Genomic DNA, 17,544 nt, shown 5'->3' on the forward strand with positions numbered 1-17,544 from the left:
TAACTATGTACGGAACGAGGGAACCCAGTTCGTAAGCCGATGTCCGTACTAAACCGAGTCGAAGACGAGTACGTCGTTCGCTGGTACAAGCCGAGCGACCTGTCCGGGTTCCTCTCGCTCGACCGGGCCGTCTTCCACCGACGCCGGAACGAGGCGTGGTTCCGGTGGAAATACGTGGACAATCCGTACGTCGATCACGTTCCGGTGTTGGTCGTGGAGAAGGACGGCGAAATCGTCGGTGCCCGACCGTTTCTCGCGTTTCGCATGCGCGTCGGTTCCGGGACCGTTCTCGCGCTGCAACCGGCGGATACGATGGTCCACCCGGACCACCGGCGGCAGGGGCTGTTCACGCGGATGACCAGCCACGCCATCGACCACTACGGCGACGGCGAACCGGCGTTCTTCTTCAACTTCCCGAACCAGCGTTCCCGACCCGGGTACCTCAAACTCGGGTGGCAAATCGTCGGCGACCGCGAGACCTACCACCGGATTCAGAACCCGACTGCGTTTTTGGGCGACGAGGACGGGGTCGGATCGGGGTTTCTCGACTACGTTCTCCCGCTCACGAACGACGTTCACGGCCTGTATCGCTCCGCGGTGGGAGATTCCGAGGCGTTTTCCATCGCCCGTCGTTCGGGGGTCGAAGCCGGAGTCCTCGCCGACTTGTACGCGACGAACCCGCCCGAGGCGATTCACGCCCTCCGCGACGAGACGTTCTACCGGTGGCGATTTTCGAGCCCCGAATGGGAACGGACCACGTACGTCGCGTCCGATTCCGGCGACTCGGTCGCCGGAATCGTGGTACGAAAGCGGACGACGTCGGACGGCGTAACGGTGGTTCAACTCGCGGACGCCGTCCCGATGGTCGGCGGCGACTCGCGGGATAACGCGTTCGTGGCGCTACTCGCCCGAATCGTCCGCGACTACGCCGACGCGGACCTCGTGTCGGTCACGAACGGGACGATTCCCCCGGAGGTACTGATTCGGTTCGGGTTCGTCGGCGACGCGGGACCGCCCCTCTCGTGGCTCTCCGACTTCGACTGCCGCCTCGTCGCGCTCCCGCTCGATGACGATGGCTGGAGTGTGGGGGGAACCCGTCTCGGACTGCGGTCGAACTGGCACATCTCGTTCGCCGAGCGGGATACCGCGTAGGAACCCCTTACCGATGGCTCGGAAGGACCATAACAAAACTCGGCTGTCGAGAACGTTGGCGACACATGAAGCAAACCGCTCGAGCCGCGATTGCTGCGATCTCCCGACTGTACCGATTCGCCCTCTTGGTGGCGAGCATGCCGGTCGTCCTCGCCGAATTCTTTCGACCCGAAACCGGAGCGGAGTACGGGGTCGGATTCTTGGACAAGGTCGTCTTGGCCGCGAGGATGGCACGGAACAACGTCGAGATACAAACCGGTTCGACGTTTCTGGAACACCTCGTTATCGCCACGAAAGTACTGACGATACCGCCCGACGTGGAGGGGAGTCTGGTCGAATGTGGCTGCTACAAAGGTGGTAGCACGGCCAACCTTTCGCTCGTCGCCGGACTCTGTGACCGGCCGCTGGAGGTGTTCGACTCCTTCGAGGGAATGCCGGAACCGAACGAAAACGACCGGGAGCACACACTGATCAAATCCGAGCAGGTCCACACGTACGACGAGGACTCGTGGGGCGCTCCGATAGAGGAGGTACAGGAGAACATCGCCCGCTACGGGGATATCTCCGTCTGTCGGTTCCACCCCGGATACTTCGACCGTTCGATGCCCTCCTTCGAGGAACCGTGTGCGCTCGTCTTTCTCGACGTCGGACTGCGGGAATCGGCCGAGACTTGTCTCGAACACCTCTGGCCGCTGTTGGTGTCGGGCGGCTACTGTTTTACACACGACGTGAAACACATGGAGATATCGACGCTGTTCTTCGACGCGGACTGGTGGCGGGAAACGCTCGACAGGGAACCGCCGGGACTGGTCGGTGCGGGAAGCGGTCTCGGACTGCATCCCGAACACAACGGGTTCGGAAGCTTGCTCGGATATATAGTCAAGGACCCGACAGCCTCGATGTACGAACTGGTCGCTGAAGACGGAGAAGACGAAAATTGTGTCGAAATAATCCGAAAACGGGACGGGGAGACCGGGCCACAACAATGATTCTCGTTCGACTTGACCGAGTAATAGAGAGTGAATGCGAGACAGAAATGAACGGGAGTGGGAGTACCACACCATCAGGCCGCCGCGGGGGAGTACGAAGAAGGAATCCATCGACCCCATCAACGACCTGAACGAACTCGGTGAAGACGGCTGGGAGTTGGTGACGACGATCGAGTACGTCGGTGGGGGGACGAAATACCTCGTCTTCAAGCGACCGGCGTGGAGGGGTGACGACGACGAAGATGAATGAGAAAGACGACAATGACAACGAGATCAGCACCGCGAACACGATGCGCGAGCGGGCGGGCGAGAGTCGAATCAAACTCTGGCTCGTCCTCGGGGCACGACGGCTCGTCATCACGGGGTCGATGGCGGTGCTCTTTTTCATCGCGTTCGTCCTCGCCGGGACGTTTCTGTATCCGCCGCTGAAATCCGCAATCGCGACGTCGGACACCATCGAGACGATGTTCTCGACCCTGCTCGGTGCAAACATCACCGCGACGACGCTCGTCGTGACCATCACCCAGTTGGTCATCTCACAGGAGAACGGCCCGCTCGGCGATCAACGGGGACGGATGAGCGACGCCATGGACTTCCGAGGCTTCGTCAGCGAGATGATCGGCCACACGACGCCCTCGGACCCGTCGAAGTTCCTCCAGGAGATACTGGACACGACCGAACTTCGGGCGAACGAACTTCGGGACGCAGTCAGCGAGGACGGGAACAGCGACCTGCTCGACGAACTCGACGAGTTCATCGACAGCCTCACGGGGAACGCCGACACGGTCAAAGAGCAACTCGACGGCGCGAAGTTCGGCACTTTCGACGTGCTGTTCGCGGCACTCGATTTCAACTACTCGTGGAAAATCTTCCACGTCGAGCGGATGCGCGACGAGTACGGGGACGACCTCTCCGACGACCAACACCGGAAGTTCGAGCAGTTGAAGACCTCGTTGTCGATGTTCGGCCCGGCGCGCGAGCACATCAAGACGCTCTACTTTCAGTGGGCGCTCATCGACCTCTCGCAGTTGATTCTGTACGCCGCGGTTCCCGCACTGTTCGTTGCGGGGTCGATGCTCGCCTTCGTCGGAAGCGGGACGTTCACCGGCACGACCCTCGGATTTTCGGATATCCTGTTGGTCGTCGCCGGGGCGTTCACTGTGTCGCTCATCCCGTTCATGCTGTTGGTCTCCTACATCCTCCGCATCGCGACGGTCGCAAAACGGACGCTTGCCATCGGGCCGCTCATCCTGAGGGATTCACAGCGATGACGGGGAACGACGCGGGCGAATCGAAAAATCGGCGTTCACGTCGAACGTTCCTCGGTGCCGTCGCCGCGGCCGGACTCGTCGGGACGAGCGGTTGCGTGACGCTCGACCCGAAGGCACGTGTTTCGGGGACGGACGAATCGAAGATTTTCGAGAAGGTCTCGGTCAGCGAACCGTGGGCCAGCGGCCGGGTGAGCGCGAGCGTGAGTCTCACCCCTGCGGCGACGACGGAGTACGGCGTTCGGGAACTCACGGTCATCAGTTCGAGCGGGAGCGAGTTCGACACCGGCACCGTCCAGAGCGGACAAACCTCGAAGACGGTGTTCGTCCCGGTCGGGAAATCCACCCTCTCGGCCGTCGATTACGACGGGAAAACGGTCGATTCGGTGACGGTGACCGTCGGCGGGAACAAGATTCTGTAGCGTTTCGTCGGTGCGGAAGTTCTTGATCACCCCCGCCGTAAGGGGTTCGAGGTGAACGAAATGGATGACTACGACATCGTTGTCATCGGCGGGGGAACCGGAAACAAAGTCGCGCTCGCCGCCGCGGACCGGGGGGAAAGCGTGGCACTGATAGAACGCGGCCCGCTCGGCGGGACGTGTGTCAATCGTGGCTGTAACCCGTCGAAGACGCTTATCCACCGCGCGGACGTGGCGGAGACGGTCAGACACGCCGGAGAGTTCGGTATCGATGCCGACCTCGACCGTATCGACTTCCCACGAATCGTCCACGAAGTGACGGAGATGACCGACGGAAAATCGGACGAACTGAGACACGCCATCGAGGAGCGCGAGACCATCACGCTGTATCGGGACGAGGCCAGATTCGTCGGTGAGCGTACCCTCCGCGTCGGTGACGAGGAAATCCGGGGGGAGAAAGTCGTGGTCGCCGTCGGAGCGCGTCCCGCGATTCCACCCATCGACGGACTGGACGACGTGGATTACCTCACGAGTACGGATGCACTCCGTCTCGACAGGCGGCCCGACCGATTGGTCGTCATCGGCGGCGGCTACATCGCCGCCGAACTCGGCTACTTCTACGAAGCCCTCGGAACGGCCGTCACCATCATCGGTCGGAGCGACGTGCTCGTTCCGTCCGAAGACCGTGAGGTTGCCGAGACGTTCACCGAAATCGCCCGCCGCCGGCACACGGTCCACGTCGGCTACGAGGCGACAGCGGTCACGCAGGCGGACGGACAGGTGACGGTCACCGCGACGTCGGACGACGGGGAACCCATCGCGGTCACCGCCGACGAGTTGCTCGTCGCGACCGGTCGCCGACCCAACACCGACCGACTCGACCCGGACGCGGCCGATATCGACCTCGACGAACGAGGGTACGTCGAGACGGACGAGTATCTGGAGACCAGCGCCGAAAACGTCTGGGCACACGGGGACTGCATCCGACCCTACCACTTCAAACACGCCGCCGACCACGAGGCCAAGTACGTCGTCAAAAACGCTCTCGATGGGAAGGGCGAGGCGGTCGATTACACGGGCATCGGTCACGCCATCTTCACCTCGCCGCAGGTGGCGGGCACGGGAGAAACGGAAGAGGAGTTGGAGGAGGCTGGACAAGAGTACGCCGTCGGGCGCTGTGACTACCGCGACACGGTGATGGGGAACGCGCTCAGGGACCGAGACGGGTTCGTCAAGGTACTCGCCGCACCGGACGGGGAGATTCTGGGCTGTCACATCGTCGGGCCGGACGCTTCGACGCTGATTCACGAAGTCCTCCTCGCGTTGGCGAGCGGTTCGGGAACCGTGGACGACGTGACCGGGACGATTCACATCCATCCGGCACTGAGCAAGGTCGTGCTGAAAGCGTTCGAAGACGTCGAATACCGGTGAAACGCGATACCCGAACCGTTCGGTCGAACATGTTCGCGTGAACTGGGACGGTGGTCGACACCCTCCGTTTCGACATGGAACGACCCCGCGTCACTGCCGTTTTTGCACCCGTAATTGTGGGCGGCAACACCTTCCTGCTGGCGGCCGTCACTCACCTCGGCGGACCGCTTGCACCGTGGTCGTCCACGATACGTCAGGGCACGAACGACGTATCCACTCGTGAAACGTAGGGAATCCACGCGCCAGTACCGCAGATGCGACTAAATCAGCAGTAACCGAGACCTAACCATGCCCAAAGCCCGCGTAAAGTTCAAACCGCCCGGAACCCGGCCGTTCGACCTGTTCGGGTTCACGGCCGACCACCCGGACGACGAGTTCCGAATCCTGAGTAACTACCCGACGGAGGAGGGGTTGTACGTGATTTTGGAGGCGACGATGGCGAATCCGGAAGCCGTCGTCGACCTCTTCGAACGCAGTCCCATGTCCTACGAGGTGCTCCACGCCGACGAGCACACGGCGCTGATTCAGTACCTCTTGCCGTTCGTCCCGCCGCCGCTCCGTGCGGTCTTTTCGTCGGGGAACCTACCGCAGTTCCCGCTCCTCGTGCAGGACGGGTGGATACTCACGGACTTGACGACGACACAGGGTCGGTTGTCGGACTTCAGGGACGAGTTGGAAGCCACCGGCTTCGCCTTCGAAGTCGTCTCGGTCACACAATCGACGGACTCGACCGAACTGCTGACGGACCGGCAACGGCGGTTCATGGCCGAAGCGCTCGAACGAGGGTACTACGACACCCCACGTGACTGTTCGCTCACTGACCTCGCCACCGCGCTGGACGTGAGCAAATCGACGGCGAGCGTCGTGCTTCACCGTGCGGAGGAGACGGTCGTCAAGGAGTTCTTCGCCGAATCGGCCGACTGAACGGGGTCACGAGGTATCCCGCTGGGCGATGGTTCGTGTCTGCCCGGCGGGTTCGGCCACCGTCTTCTGGGGCGTTGGTTGCGTGCACTCTTCCTCGCTACCGAATCGGATCGATGTTCCGAGAACGTTCGACGACTCCCGTTCCTCGATATCTATCGAATCGAGGACTCGGTCGCCGAGCGTCTCTGGGAGGGCAGATACGTCGTACGCCTCGTTGATCGACTGGGCGTCGAGGGTACGGCGGACCACACTTCCATCTCGGAACTTGTATGAGACCAGCCAGATGGACATGTGAGTTCGATACTCTCTTCCACAACCTTTGGTGAAAGCTTTGTGGTGAAAATCCGCGAATAATGTGAAAATATTTTATCAACAAGTGGAAGGATTAAACATGGGGTCGGCCGAATTCACCGGATTCGGCCGGGTGAGAGTCGCCGTAGACGCCGGTAGGATCCAACCTTGCGATAGCGCCGATACTGGATCAGGATGCCCGACCCGACGAGGAGCAACCAGAGCACCTCGTTGGACCCGAGCGTGGACCACACGTTGGCGTGGAAGACGGGCAGGATGTCGCCCCACTGGCGAGCGAGTTCCTGGAGGATGGTCGCGCCGAGGAGACTCGTCACGACCGTCAGGAACGGGAGGTAGAACTGCCAGACGAGGATACCCACGACGGCGGCGACGAACAGCGACCCGACGACCGGGTCGACTGTTCCGGAAAGCAACGGAACCGAGAGACCTCCCAGTTCACCACCGCCGCTGAACGACGAGTAGGCGACCGACGCGGCGGCGATAACGCAGACGCCGACGATGGCGAACCGCTGTGCGGAGCGGGCCAAGCGACTACCGATGTACCCGCCGATGAGGACGCCGACCAGCGAAACGAGCAACATGTCGTGCGGAGCGATGCCGAATCCGGGGGCGAGCGTTCGTGCGGCGAAACTACCGAACAGGGCACCGCCGAGGCCGCCGACGAGCGACGTGAGTTGCGTCACGAAGGAGTAGCCGAAGTACGTGAACGCGAGACCCACGACGACCGCCAGCGCCACGGCGAGGGTCGTGAAGGAATCGAGGACCATCTGTGTTCGTGTTACTCTGGTTCTCCGTTCCGTTAAATGGATCGGTGAACTATCAGCTGAAACGTGATTGAGTTAATGAACGATTCGTCCGATGTTCGTCGGGACCGTCGTACACAATGCATTCGTACTGACCGACAGATCTCGTGAAACATGGACGAATACATCGAACGACTCCTCGAAGCCGACGGGGAGTACACCGTGTTCTACCACGCAATCGCGGCCGACGATGGAACCGTCGGCGACGAACTCGGAATCGAGGGGGAAACGATCGAGGACGCCGCGTGGTTCGACGCGATGCCGGACGAGGCGTTCCAACCGGACCGAATCAGTGACGTGCTCGACGAGAGCGAGAGCTGACGAGCGTGACAACACGGAGATGCACAAAATAACGAACGAGGGGCACTCAAAACCCCTGCCGTCGAATCAGTTGAACGCGTCTTCGAGCGGCGGGACGACCTGCTTTTTGCGGGACATCACGCCGGGCAGGAACGCTTCGCGGTCCGAGAACGTCGCATCCAGTCCCGCTTCCACGGTGTCCACACCGTCTCCGGCGACCAGTGCGGTGGAGTCCTCCTCCAGGAGGTCCGTGACGAGCAACAGGAACACGGTGTACTCCCGCTCCTCGGTCACGTCGTCCATCGCGGCGAGCACTTCCTCGCGCTGTTCCAACACCACGTCCGGTTCGACCGTTTCTACCTGTCCGATACCGACCAGTTCCGAGCCGAACTCGAACTCCTTGAAGTCGCCCACCACCATCTCCCGTGGGCTTTTCTCGCCGAGTTGGCTCTTCCGCTGGAGCAGTTCCTTTCCGTACTCCTCGTAATCCACGCCCGCGATGTCCGCGAGTCGGTCGGCGACGACTCGATCCCGCTCTGTCGTCGTCGGGGATCGAAGAACCACGGTGTCGCTCAGCAGTCCGCTGAGGAGGAGACCGGCCGTCTGGGAGTCGATCTCCACGTCCGCCTCGTCGTACAGTTCCGTGAGGATGGTAGCAGTGGAGCCGACCGGTTCGGTTCGGAAGAAGATCGGACCGCTGGTTTTCACGTCGCCGATCCGATGGTGGTCCACGACTTCGACGACCTCCGCGTCCCGCGCCCCGGAGACGGTCTGGCTGTACTCGTTGTGATCGACGAGGATCAATTGCTCCCCGTCCGCGTCTTCGAGGAGGGTCGGACTCTCGACGTTCCAGCGTTCCAAGACGAACTGGGTTTCAGGGTTCAGTTCACCGGCGCGTGCGGCAATCGCGTCCGTTCCTTGTGCCTGTTTCAGCCCTGCGTAGGCGAGTGCAGAGCAGATCGTGTCAGTGTCTGGCTGTTGGTGACCGATGACGTAGGTCGATTCTGGCATATGGGTACATCGTTTCCCCAATTGTATGAACGCTATTATCCTGGCGAGCGAAACGCGCGATCAAATGACGTAATAAACACACATTCTATCCTTGATGGCATGGGGACTTCCGAGTGAACTCACCGTTCACCGCTCGGAGCGTCGTCCGGGGGTAACGGCGTATATCTGCCCGAAAACCGCGCGATTGCGCGAAGCCACGCACGCTGTTCGGCACCCTTCCCTTCGGGGCGAACATCCCACGCTTGCTTGCGTTGTGCCTCCCGAAGTTCCCACTGGAGACGGGCCACTTTCGCCGCTTCGTCCGACCGCAGCAACGCCGCACTTTCGGGGGATGGATTCCGTGCGAGCGCGTAACTACAGTGGTTCAGGCACAGTCCGTAGCCGTCCTCGAAGGCTTGCCGAAATCGGGGCTGTTCGAGCAACGCGAGGAGCAGTTCGACGGCACGGTCCCGTGCCGTCTCCATGCGGTCACAGACCGGACACCGAATCGGCCGTCGTATCGCTTCACGCGCCCGCGTCGTCCCATCGTCGCGCAGACGAGGGACGAACCGTCGCAACGAGTCCACGTGAGCAAGTGTGGCGGATACGTCCTCCCGTGACTCGGGGTCATCATCGAGGAGTCGCATTGCCCGGGTGAGTCTGCTGGCGACCGGGTCCGACGCGGCGTCGGCGATGGCCATCGCGAGGTCTGTATCGCCGTACCGGACGCATCCCCAGACGTGTTCGCGACACGCCGGGAGCACGTCGTGTAGTCGGTCGCCGTCGCAATCGGCGTGTAGCAACCACGCGAGCCAGGTTTGCCACGCGCGACTGACTTCGAGACAGACCGGACACCCATCCCCCGAATCGAGCAAGGCTGTGAAGTCACCGACGGGGTCCCGAGTCGCGTTCGGGTCCACGTCCGGGGGCGGAAGCGCGGACGGGTGGATGTCGTGGCCGACCGTGAGTTGGAGCGCCGTTTCGAGTTCGGAGGGGAGGCTGGAATCGGTCGCCGTCGTCGGATTTTCCCGCATCGAGCGAACCGTCTTTCGAACGTCGTGGAACTGTCGCCGCTGAACGGGCAGGAGGGTGTGAAAGAGCGACGGCGAGACCGTCGCCGCCAGCGAACGAAAGTGGGGAAAGCAGGCGATACCGGGGTCGCCGTACTCCGCCGCGCTGGTTTCGAGTCCGTGTCCGAGAAACGACACCGTCCGGTCCCCGGCGCGCTCGAACGATGCGCATGCCGGACAGGTCGCGAGTGACGACCACGTCGTCCGGTCGATTTCACCCGCTTCGAACCGTGAGAGGGTTCGTCGGCTGACGACTTCGTGAGCGGACGTCATCGGCGACCTGCTCCGTGGGGAGTCGGCGAGCAATTCACCGTGATCGACACAGAAGCCGAGCGAGTTCGTGAGCGCGTCGAGCAGTTCTCGTTGGTGGTATCGCTCCGCGATGAACCAGAATCGAAACTCGGCCTCGTGGTTTCGAAGGTGATCACAAACCGGGCATCCGTCGTGCGTGAGCGCCCGAAGGAGTTGACGCTCGCTGACCGTAGATGCTCGTTCTCCCACGGCTACTCACCGCCAAGAAACCGCGCATCCGACGAACGCCGTCGTTGATACTTCGTGCGGTGCGGCGTTCGGGATGGTACTCGCCAATCGGTTCGACGACGATCCGCGTACGAAACTGGCATCATGATTTTGAACGACCTTCGCAGGGATCGTCAGCCAGTTTCGTGGCGGTTGAAGGAGGACCCCATCTCCCGCGATAGCGTCTCACTAGTGGGTTGCGAGGATCATAAGGAGTTCGACGGGATGAGTCACGTGGGCCCCCGAAATCAGCTGATTCGCGTCGAATCGTTTCGGGGGTCGCCGTGGTCTCAGTCGAACGCGCCGCGGAGCGCTTTCCCGGCCCGCTGGCGGACGTCCTCCGCCGCTTCGACGCCCGGGAACGGGTCGGCGAGGCGGCGCATGTTGGCGAAGTCGTGAATCATGCTGTCGTAGTTGGTGTGATCGACGGAGACGCCGGCGTCGGACAGCGCCTCGGCGTAGGCGTACCCCTCGTCGCGGAGCGGGCCGTATCCGCAGGTAAACATGGTCGTCGGTGGCAGTTCCGAGAGAACCCGTTCCGTAGCGCGGAGCGGAGATGCACGCGGGTTCGCACCGTCGATGTCGTCCCGGAGGTAGTGGTTCCAGAACCACACCATCCCTCTCGCGGTCAGGAAGTAGCCGTCCGCGTTCTCCTCGTACGATTTCGTGTCGAAGGAGTGGTCGGTGACGGGATAGAACAACACCTGGTGCTCGATTTCGGGCGCGTCGACCCCGTTCTCGACGGCCATCTGTGCGACGACGGTCGCCAGGTTGCCGCCCGCGCTCTCACCGACGACGGCTATCCCCTCGCCCGCTCCGATTTCGTCGGCGTTGTCGGCGGTCCATTTCGTCGCCAGATACGCGTCCTCGACGGCACCCGGGAAGGGGTGTTCCGGGCCGCATCGGTAGTCCACGGAGACGACGACGCAGTTCCCCTCGTTTGCGAGCGACCGCGCGACGCCGTCGTGTGTGTCGAGGTCACCGGCGACCCAGCCACCGCCGTGGAAGTAGACGGCGGCGGGAAGCGACTCGTCGGGAGCAGGGTCGTAGATTCGCACGCGGATGTCCCGGGCGTACGCCGGAATCTTTCGTTCGTCCACCGATTCGACCGACTCCGGCTTGACGTCGGGGGTGAACAGTCCACCGAGCAGTGCGCGGGCCTGTTCGGGCGAGAGTTGAGTCAGGTCGGGTGCACCCTCCTCGACCAGCGTGTCGAGAAGCGTCTGTGCATCGGAATCGAGTTCTTGAGCGCGTCGCTCTACAGTTGTAGTACTCATCGAATGCCGTATGCTACCGATGTGCATAATCTCGTTGGCCAGCCAACAGGAATGTTCTATTTCGGACCGGTTCGGAACGGTACTTCCGATATCGTCGCAACCCACAATCGACAGATATCCTACTTGAATTCGTTACAGGAAATCCTCATACTACCACTGTACGTACCCGGATATGGAGATACAGATGAGCGATTACGAACTACCACCACTCCCGTACGACTACGACGCACTCGAGCCGCACATTTCCGAACAGGTGCTCACGTGGCACCACGACACCCACCATCAGGGCTACGTCAACGGCTGGAATAGCGCCGAGGAAACGCTCGCGGAGAACCGCGATTCCGACGACTTCTCGTCGTCCGCAGGAGCCATCCGGAGCGTCACGCACAACGGCAGCGGACACGTTCTGCACGACCTGTTCTGGCAGTCGATGGATCCCGACGGCGGCGACGCGCCCGAAGGTGCGCTCGCCGACCGTATCGAGGAGGACTTCGGTTCCTACGAGGCGTGGAAGGGCGAGTTCGAGGCCGCCGCGTCCGCGGCGAGCGGATGGGCACTCCTCGTCTACGACTCGTTCAGCAACCAACTACGAAACATCGTCGTGGACAAACACGACCAGGGCGCACTCTGGGGTAGCCACCCGATTCTCGCACTCGACGTGTGGGAGCACTCCTACTACTACGACTACGGTCCGGACCGCGGCGACTTCATCGACAACTTCTTCGAGGTCGTCGATTGGGAGGAACCCGCCGACCGCTACGGGCAGGCCGTCGAACTGTTCGAATAACGCCACCACGACGAACATTCCAGACTACGGTAGGCACTCTCGCCGCCGACCCCTTCCGTCGAAGTAGACGGCGGCGAACGGGATTTCTCGGGAGAAGCCGTCCGTTCGAACACGAATCGGACGGGACTCCCACCGTCTCAGCGCACGAACTCCGACCGAAGAACGTCGGTGACGAGTTTTATTTCTGCTTTCTGGAGGTGCTCCGAAGCCGTGTTCGGCGCACAGTCGAGGCGAGCGGCCACGTCCTCGTGTGTCGCGCGTCGCGGGTGTTCGTAGTATCCGAGGTCGAACGCCGCCAGGAGCGCCTCCCGTTGCCGGTCGCTGAGCCCGGAGAGTGGCGTTTCGCGGCTTCTATCGAACTCCCCGATCGCGCTGATTTCGAGCGCGATCTCCGCCGGAAATTCGTCGACCGCACGCTGAAGAACGGCCGCGCTCCCCACGATTCGCGCGTGAACCTGTCCGTCGCGGTAGAGTAGCGGCTTTGCGACTACCAACCCCTCCCGCGAGATGGTTCCGACGAGTCCCTGCAACAGCGGAACGACGGTGGGTTCGAGTACGGCGAGGAGCGTAAATCTCCGCTCGGAAATCCGCGTCGTATCGACCGACCGCATACCGAGGACGTCGGCCGCTTCGTCCCGAAATCGCTCCCGCTCACCGTCGACTTCCAGGAGGGCGGTAACTGCGTCGTTGGAGAGGTTCCAGTCGTACAGGCGCGCTTCGTCCACGAACGACGACCGTGCGAGCAAATCGAAGATTTCCGGCGTTCGTTCCGGGTCCGGTGTACCGGTGAGCCGAGCGTACTTCATACGGGACGCTATTCACCATCACGTATATACTAGCCGACTATACACGGGAGAACGGTTTACAATTCATGGCACCAATAATCTCATAGATATCCGATAACGGTGTCCGTCGAGGCGCGATTCGACACGGGGTCCGTTATCGATCCAACGAACGAGAAAACCAATGGATCACTCACAAGCGGATTCCGACAGCGCAGTGTTTACCCTCCCGTTCGACGACGGGAGCGCAATCGACGCCTCCGTAACGGGGGGAAAGGGTGCAAACCTCGCACTGCTCGTGGACGCGGGAATCGACGTCCCGGCGGGGTTCTGCGTGACGACGGGCGCGTATCGATCCCTCGTAACCGCCCCGGAAACTCGCCGAGCGATCGAAGCCGTGGACGAACTCGACCCGACGGATGCGGACCGTATCGCCGAATTGAGCGCGACGATACGGGAACGGATTCGAGAAGCGGAGTTCCCCACCGACGTCCGAAAAGCCCTCGATGATTCGCTGGTGGAACTCGACGCGGAGACCGTGTCCGTTCGGTCGAGTGCGACCGCGGAAGACCTCCCGACCGCGTCGTTCGCCGGTCAGCACGAGACGTATCTCAACGTCTCCTCCGAGGCCGTTCTCGACAGGGTTCGAGATTGCATGGCGAGCCTGTACACCGACAGAGCGGTGACGTACCGGCTTCGAAACGACGTTCCGAGTTCGGGCGTCGCACTGGCTGTCGTCGTCCAAGCGATGGTCGATGCGGACACGGCAGGGGTCGTCTTCACTGCGGACCCGATCACGGAGAACAGGACCGTCGCCACCATCGAAGCGAACTACGGACTCGGCGAATCCATCGTCGCCGGGGAGGTGTCCGCCGATACGATTCGCGTCGACCGGAGCGATGGCACCGTCCTGTCGTACGACATCGGCGAGAAGTCGGTTCGGGTGCGGTCCGGAAACGAAGGCGGCATCGAACGGGCGACCGTTTCCGACGACTCCCGGGGGCGACGGGCGCTCTCGCCGGAGCAAGTTCATCGACTCGTGGAGCAGGGAGAAAAAATCGAGGGACTGTTCGATGGGCCACAAGACATCGAGTGGGCGTTCCGAGACGGCGAGTTGTTCGTCCTCCAGTCCCGTCCCATCACGTCCCTGTTTCCGCTCGTCTCGCCTCAACCTGAGGACGGCCTGCTCCACGTCTACATGAGTTTCGGACACCAGCAGGCCATGCCGGAGGCGCTCCCGCCGCTCGTCGTTGATTTCTGGCGGTCGTTCATCGACGGCGGGGCCGCACGCTTTCGACCACCTGAAGCGGGCGGTCTCTCCGCCGAGGCCGGAAATCGAGTGTACGTCGATTTGACGCCGCTCGTTCGACTCGCGCCGCTCCGACAGCGGATACCCAACGCGTTGTCGTTCCTCAGCGAACCGGCGTCAGACGGCCTCCGGGAGGTTCTACGGAAGCGGGAGGACGACATCCCGGAACGCGGCGTCGGAGCGGGATGGGTGCGAATACTCCGGGCGATTCGACGTGGGAAGCCGTCGCTTCGCCCCATCGTGTCGGAAGCGCTATCCGAGTTCGTGCACTCGCTCGTGTTCGGCGTTCCGGACCTCGACGAACTGTGGGCATGGAGCGATTCGTGGGGAACGGAACGGGCGAGCGAACTCCGCTCGCCGCAAACGACGGACGGACGGGTTCGAGCGATCTTCGAGGAGGTCGATATTGTCGCCTTCCTGAGGTATATCGCACCGAAAGGGGCGGCCGCCCTTCCGGGCGTCCTCGCGGGACGGTTGCTCAGGAGAACCTTCCCCGATGCCACGGACGAACTGGACGCCATCGGAAAGGGATTCGAGGACGAAGTCGTCACGCGAATGAACGTCGAACTCGGGGAGTTAGCGCCGCTCGCCGGGAACGCCCCGGAGGTGAAGACGGCGCTCGATTCGGGCGCGTCGCTGGACGAGATAGCAACCCTCCGAGGAGGCGAGGTGTTCGTGGAGACGTTCGATTCGTTCATCGACCGATTCGGCCACCGGGCCACGGGTGAAATCGACTTGCGTCGGCCGCGGTGGCGCGACGACCCGTCGGTGCTCCTCTCGACGATTCGGAACAACGTCGGCGAGGAACGCGGAAGTCGGGAGCATCTGGCGGAACTGCAACGTCGCGCGGCGACCGCCCAACGCCGACTGGAAGCGCGAGCGAACCACGGACTACTGGGACCGATTCGAAAACTCGCCGTCCGTCACCTGATTCGAAGCTACCGGAAGGCGATGCCGTTCCGGGAGTTCCCGAAACACGGGATGGCTCGCGTGTTCGCCGCGGTTCACGAGATTTGTTCGGAGGTCGGGGAGACGCTGGCGGAACGCGGGAGCCTCGAACGTCCGGACGACGTCTGGTTCCTCCGACGCGATGAACTCCTCGCCACGTTGGACGGCGTCCCGCTCGACGTGGACGTCGAATCGCGGCGACGGACACACGAACGATACGCGAAGATGACCGCTCCGCCGTTGCTGACCAGCGAGGGCGAACAGCCGACGGCCGCACCCAATCGAGACGTCGAGGAAGGAACGCTCGTCGGAACGGCCGTCTCCGCGGGTGTGATCGAAGGGACGGCCCGCGTCGTCCGCGACCCGTCCGAGGGAAGCCTCGAACCGGGCGAAATCCTCGTCGCGCCGTCCACCGACCCGGGTTGGACGCCGCTCTTTCTGAACGCGGCGGGACTCGTCATGGAAGTCGGCGGGCGGATGACGCACGGCGCGCTCGTCGCTCGGGAGTACGGAATTCCGGCGGTCGCCTCCGTCACGAATGCGACGACGGAGATTCACACCGGCGACCGGATTCGCGTCGATGGGAAAAACGGGACCGTCGAACGGTTGTAAGATCGAAGCTGGAAATTCGAGAATCGACAGGGAAGACGTGGTTAGTCGTGGTTAGTCGTAGTTAGTCGTCGTCATCCTCGACGGCACCGCCGTCCGCCGCGGCGCGCATCTCGGCACCTGACTCCTCTTTCAACTCGTCGTTCGGAAGCACGAGCGAGACGAGGAGACTCACACCGAGAACACCGACGCCGACGAGGAAGACGGCGTGGAAGGAGTCCACGAGCGCTTGCATGACCTGCTGTTGCAACTGCGGCGAAAGCTGGTGGATGGCCTGCGGACTCTGGGAGACGGCACTCACATCGACGCCGTTCGGAAGTGCGTCGCGCAGTTCGGCCGTTAGTTGACGGTTGAAGACGATACCGAACGCGGAGACGCCGAGCGCGCCGCCGAGATTTCGTCCGAAGCTGTACAGCGAACTCACTTCGCCGATGTCGTCACCGCTCACCGCGTTCTGGATCGCCGTCGAGAGCGTCGGCAGCGTCATCCCCATGAGACCCGTGACGAACATGTACAACGTGGTCTGAAGCGAGGAGACATCCATACCCATCGTGGAGAGCAGGTAGCACCCGACCAAACTGACGACCAATCCGGCGACGGTGATGAACTTGTATCGGCCGATTCGGCTCATCAATTGGCCACCGGTCATCGCACTAACGATGAACCCGACGAAGAGCGGCATGAGGAGAAGTCCGGTGTTCGTTCCGCCCTTTCCGAGAACCATCCGCATGAACACCGGGATGTAGTTGACGACACCCATCAGGACCCCACCGATGAGCACGGCGAGAACGGTTATCAGAAGGACCGACCGGTTACGGAACAGTTCGAGCGAGATTATCGGTTCCTCGATACGGCGTTCCTGCACGACGAACAGAACGGTTCCGACGACGGCGACGGCCACGAGTCCGAGTATCTGCCACGACCCCCACGCGTACTGGTCGCCACCCCACGACGTGAGCGCGACGAGCGCAGAAACGGCGATGACGATGAGTCCCGCGCCTTCGTAGTCGATCCGATGGCTCTCGTTCGGGACGGGCACGTCGAGGCCGATTTGAATCAACGCCAGCGCGATAATCCCGAGCGGGATGTTGATGTAGAAGATCCACCGCCAAGTGAATTGATCCGTGAGAAACCCACCGAGTAGCGGCCCGCCGATGAGCGCAGACCCGTTGACGAGTTGGAGGTAACTCATGTACTTGCCGCGTTCTCGGGGGGTGAAGATGTCACCGATGCCCGCCATCGCCATGGCCATGAGACCACCGCCGCCGATTCCCTGAAGCCCGCGGAGCAACGCGAGTTGTACCATCGACTGGGAGAGTCCGGACAACGCGGACCCCACGAGGAAGATAACGATGGCTATCTGCGTGAGCAGTCGGCGGCCGTAGATGTCGGAGAGTTTCCCGTACAGGGGCGTGACGGCCGTGGACGTGACGAGGTACGCGGTTACGACCCAGAACAGTTGGTCGAGCGAACCGAACTCGGACGCTATCGTCGGAAGCGCGGTCGCGACGATGGTCTGGTCGAGGCCGCCGAGCAACATCGAGAGACCCAATCCCGCGAACGCGACGTATTTGGTCCTGTCCGACAGCGACGACGCAGTTCCCGTCTCACCCATCGTAATTCTCTCCGTTACTACCGCAGCGATTCCCCGGATA

17 protein-coding genes and 1 riboswitch are annotated in these 17,544 nt (G+C 62.3%); of the genes, 10 read left to right on the forward strand and 7 right to left on the reverse strand.

The window, feature by feature from the left end; genetic code table 11:
* The first annotated feature begins 39 nt into the window (after positions 1–39).
* From NKF26_RS19400 to NKF26_RS24205, 7 genes are all read left to right on the forward strand, one after another.
* Positions 40–1,152 (forward strand): GNAT family N-acetyltransferase, encoded by a 1,113-nt coding sequence (locus NKF26_RS19400; protein WP_253234764.1) that lies wholly within the window; start codon positions 40–42, stop codon positions 1,150–1,152.
* 65 nt (positions 1,153–1,217) lie between these two features.
* Complete coding sequence (locus tag NKF26_RS19405; RefSeq protein WP_253226331.1) at positions 1,218–2,141, forward strand: TylF/MycF/NovP-related O-methyltransferase; 924 nt, start codon at positions 1,218–1,220, stop codon at positions 2,139–2,141.
* A gap of 34 nt (positions 2,142–2,175) precedes the next feature.
* Positions 2,176–2,391, forward strand: a complete 216-nt coding sequence (locus tag NKF26_RS19410; protein ID WP_253226332.1) for a DUF4177 domain-containing protein — start codon at positions 2,176–2,178, stop codon at positions 2,389–2,391.
* Positions 2,384–3,412: a hypothetical protein gene (locus NKF26_RS19415; protein ID WP_253226333.1), complete on the forward strand. Its 1,029-nt coding sequence runs from the start codon at positions 2,384–2,386 to the stop codon at positions 3,410–3,412. The genes NKF26_RS19410 and NKF26_RS19415 overlap by 8 nt, the downstream gene beginning before the upstream one ends.
* On the forward strand, positions 3,409–3,831 hold the full coding sequence (locus NKF26_RS19420; RefSeq protein WP_253226334.1) for a twin-arginine translocation signal domain-containing protein: 423 nt from the start codon (positions 3,409–3,411) through the stop codon (positions 3,829–3,831). Before NKF26_RS19415 ends, NKF26_RS19420 begins: the two co-directional genes overlap by 4 nt.
* Positions 3,832–3,891: 60 nt before the next feature.
* Entirely contained in the window at positions 3,892–5,259 is a 1,368-nt protein-coding gene (locus NKF26_RS19425) for an NAD(P)/FAD-dependent oxidoreductase (protein WP_253226335.1), read from the forward strand.
* Positions 5,260–5,547: 288 nt separating this feature from the next.
* Positions 5,548–6,183: a helix-turn-helix domain-containing protein gene (locus tag NKF26_RS24205; protein ID WP_303647126.1), complete on the forward strand. Its 636-nt coding sequence runs from the start codon at positions 5,548–5,550 to the stop codon at positions 6,181–6,183.
* 6 nt (positions 6,184–6,189) lie between these two features.
* Here NKF26_RS24205 and NKF26_RS19435 read toward each other — a convergent pair whose 3' ends face one another.
* Entirely contained in the window at positions 6,190–6,432 is a 243-nt protein-coding gene (locus NKF26_RS19435; protein ID WP_223301512.1) for a hypothetical protein, read from the reverse strand.
* 158 nt (positions 6,433–6,590) lie between these two features.
* A complete protein-coding gene (locus NKF26_RS19440) occupies positions 6,591–7,262 on the reverse strand; it encodes a hypothetical protein (RefSeq protein WP_253226337.1) in 672 nt (223 codons plus the stop codon).
* 150 nt (positions 7,263–7,412) lie between these two features.
* Between NKF26_RS19440 and NKF26_RS19445 the strand changes: the two genes are divergently transcribed.
* Positions 7,413–7,619 (forward strand): hypothetical protein, encoded by a 207-nt coding sequence (locus tag NKF26_RS19445; protein WP_253234765.1) that lies wholly within the window; start codon positions 7,413–7,415, stop codon positions 7,617–7,619.
* A 66-nt stretch (positions 7,620–7,685) separates the two neighbouring features.
* Here NKF26_RS19445 and NKF26_RS19450 read toward each other — a convergent pair whose 3' ends face one another.
* The 3 genes from NKF26_RS19450 to NKF26_RS19460 all read right to left on the reverse strand — a co-directional run bounded on the left by NKF26_RS19450 (position 7,686) and on the right by NKF26_RS19460 (position 11,454).
* Complete coding sequence (locus NKF26_RS19450; RefSeq protein ID WP_253226339.1) at positions 7,686–8,609, reverse strand: manganese-dependent inorganic pyrophosphatase; 924 nt, start codon at positions 8,607–8,609, stop codon at positions 7,686–7,688.
* A 119-nt stretch (positions 8,610–8,728) separates the two neighbouring features.
* The gene (locus NKF26_RS19455; RefSeq protein WP_253234766.1) at positions 8,729–10,159 is read right to left on the reverse strand and encodes a hypothetical protein; all 1,431 of its coding nucleotides are present in this window, start codon (positions 10,157–10,159) and stop codon (positions 8,729–8,731) included.
* Positions 10,160–10,295: 136 nt separating this feature from the next.
* Positions 10,296–10,360, reverse strand: a riboswitch (Fluoride riboswitch).
* A gap of 107 nt (positions 10,361–10,467) precedes the next feature.
* A complete protein-coding gene (locus NKF26_RS19460) occupies positions 10,468–11,454 on the reverse strand; it encodes an alpha/beta hydrolase (protein WP_253234767.1) in 987 nt (328 codons plus the stop codon).
* 184 nt (positions 11,455–11,638) lie between these two features.
* Between NKF26_RS19460 and sod the strand changes: the two genes are divergently transcribed.
* On the forward strand, positions 11,639–12,241 hold the full coding sequence (gene sod, locus NKF26_RS19465) for a superoxide dismutase (RefSeq protein WP_253226342.1): 603 nt from the start codon (positions 11,639–11,641) through the stop codon (positions 12,239–12,241).
* Between the two features lie 137 nt (positions 12,242–12,378).
* Here the strand turns inward: sod and NKF26_RS19470 are convergent, their stop codons facing one another.
* Positions 12,379–13,047, reverse strand: a complete 669-nt coding sequence (locus tag NKF26_RS19470; RefSeq protein WP_253226343.1) for a helix-turn-helix domain-containing protein — start codon at positions 13,045–13,047, stop codon at positions 12,379–12,381.
* A gap of 160 nt (positions 13,048–13,207) precedes the next feature.
* On the opposite strand from NKF26_RS19470, the gene NKF26_RS19475 reads away from it, so the two are divergent.
* The gene (locus NKF26_RS19475; protein ID WP_253234768.1) at positions 13,208–15,892 is read left to right on the forward strand and encodes a PEP/pyruvate-binding domain-containing protein; all 2,685 of its coding nucleotides are present in this window, start codon (positions 13,208–13,210) and stop codon (positions 15,890–15,892) included.
* Positions 15,893–15,953: 61 nt separating this feature from the next.
* Here NKF26_RS19475 and NKF26_RS19480 read toward each other — a convergent pair whose 3' ends face one another.
* Positions 15,954–17,504 (reverse strand): MDR family MFS transporter, encoded by a 1,551-nt coding sequence (locus tag NKF26_RS19480; protein ID WP_253234769.1) that lies wholly within the window; start codon positions 17,502–17,504, stop codon positions 15,954–15,956.
* Between the last annotated feature and the right edge of the window lie 40 nt (positions 17,505–17,544).

Origin of the sequence: Haladaptatus sp. AB618 (assembly GCF_024136965.1) — an archaeon.
Taxonomy (GTDB): Archaea; Halobacteriota; Halobacteria; order Halobacteriales; family Haladaptataceae; genus Haladaptatus.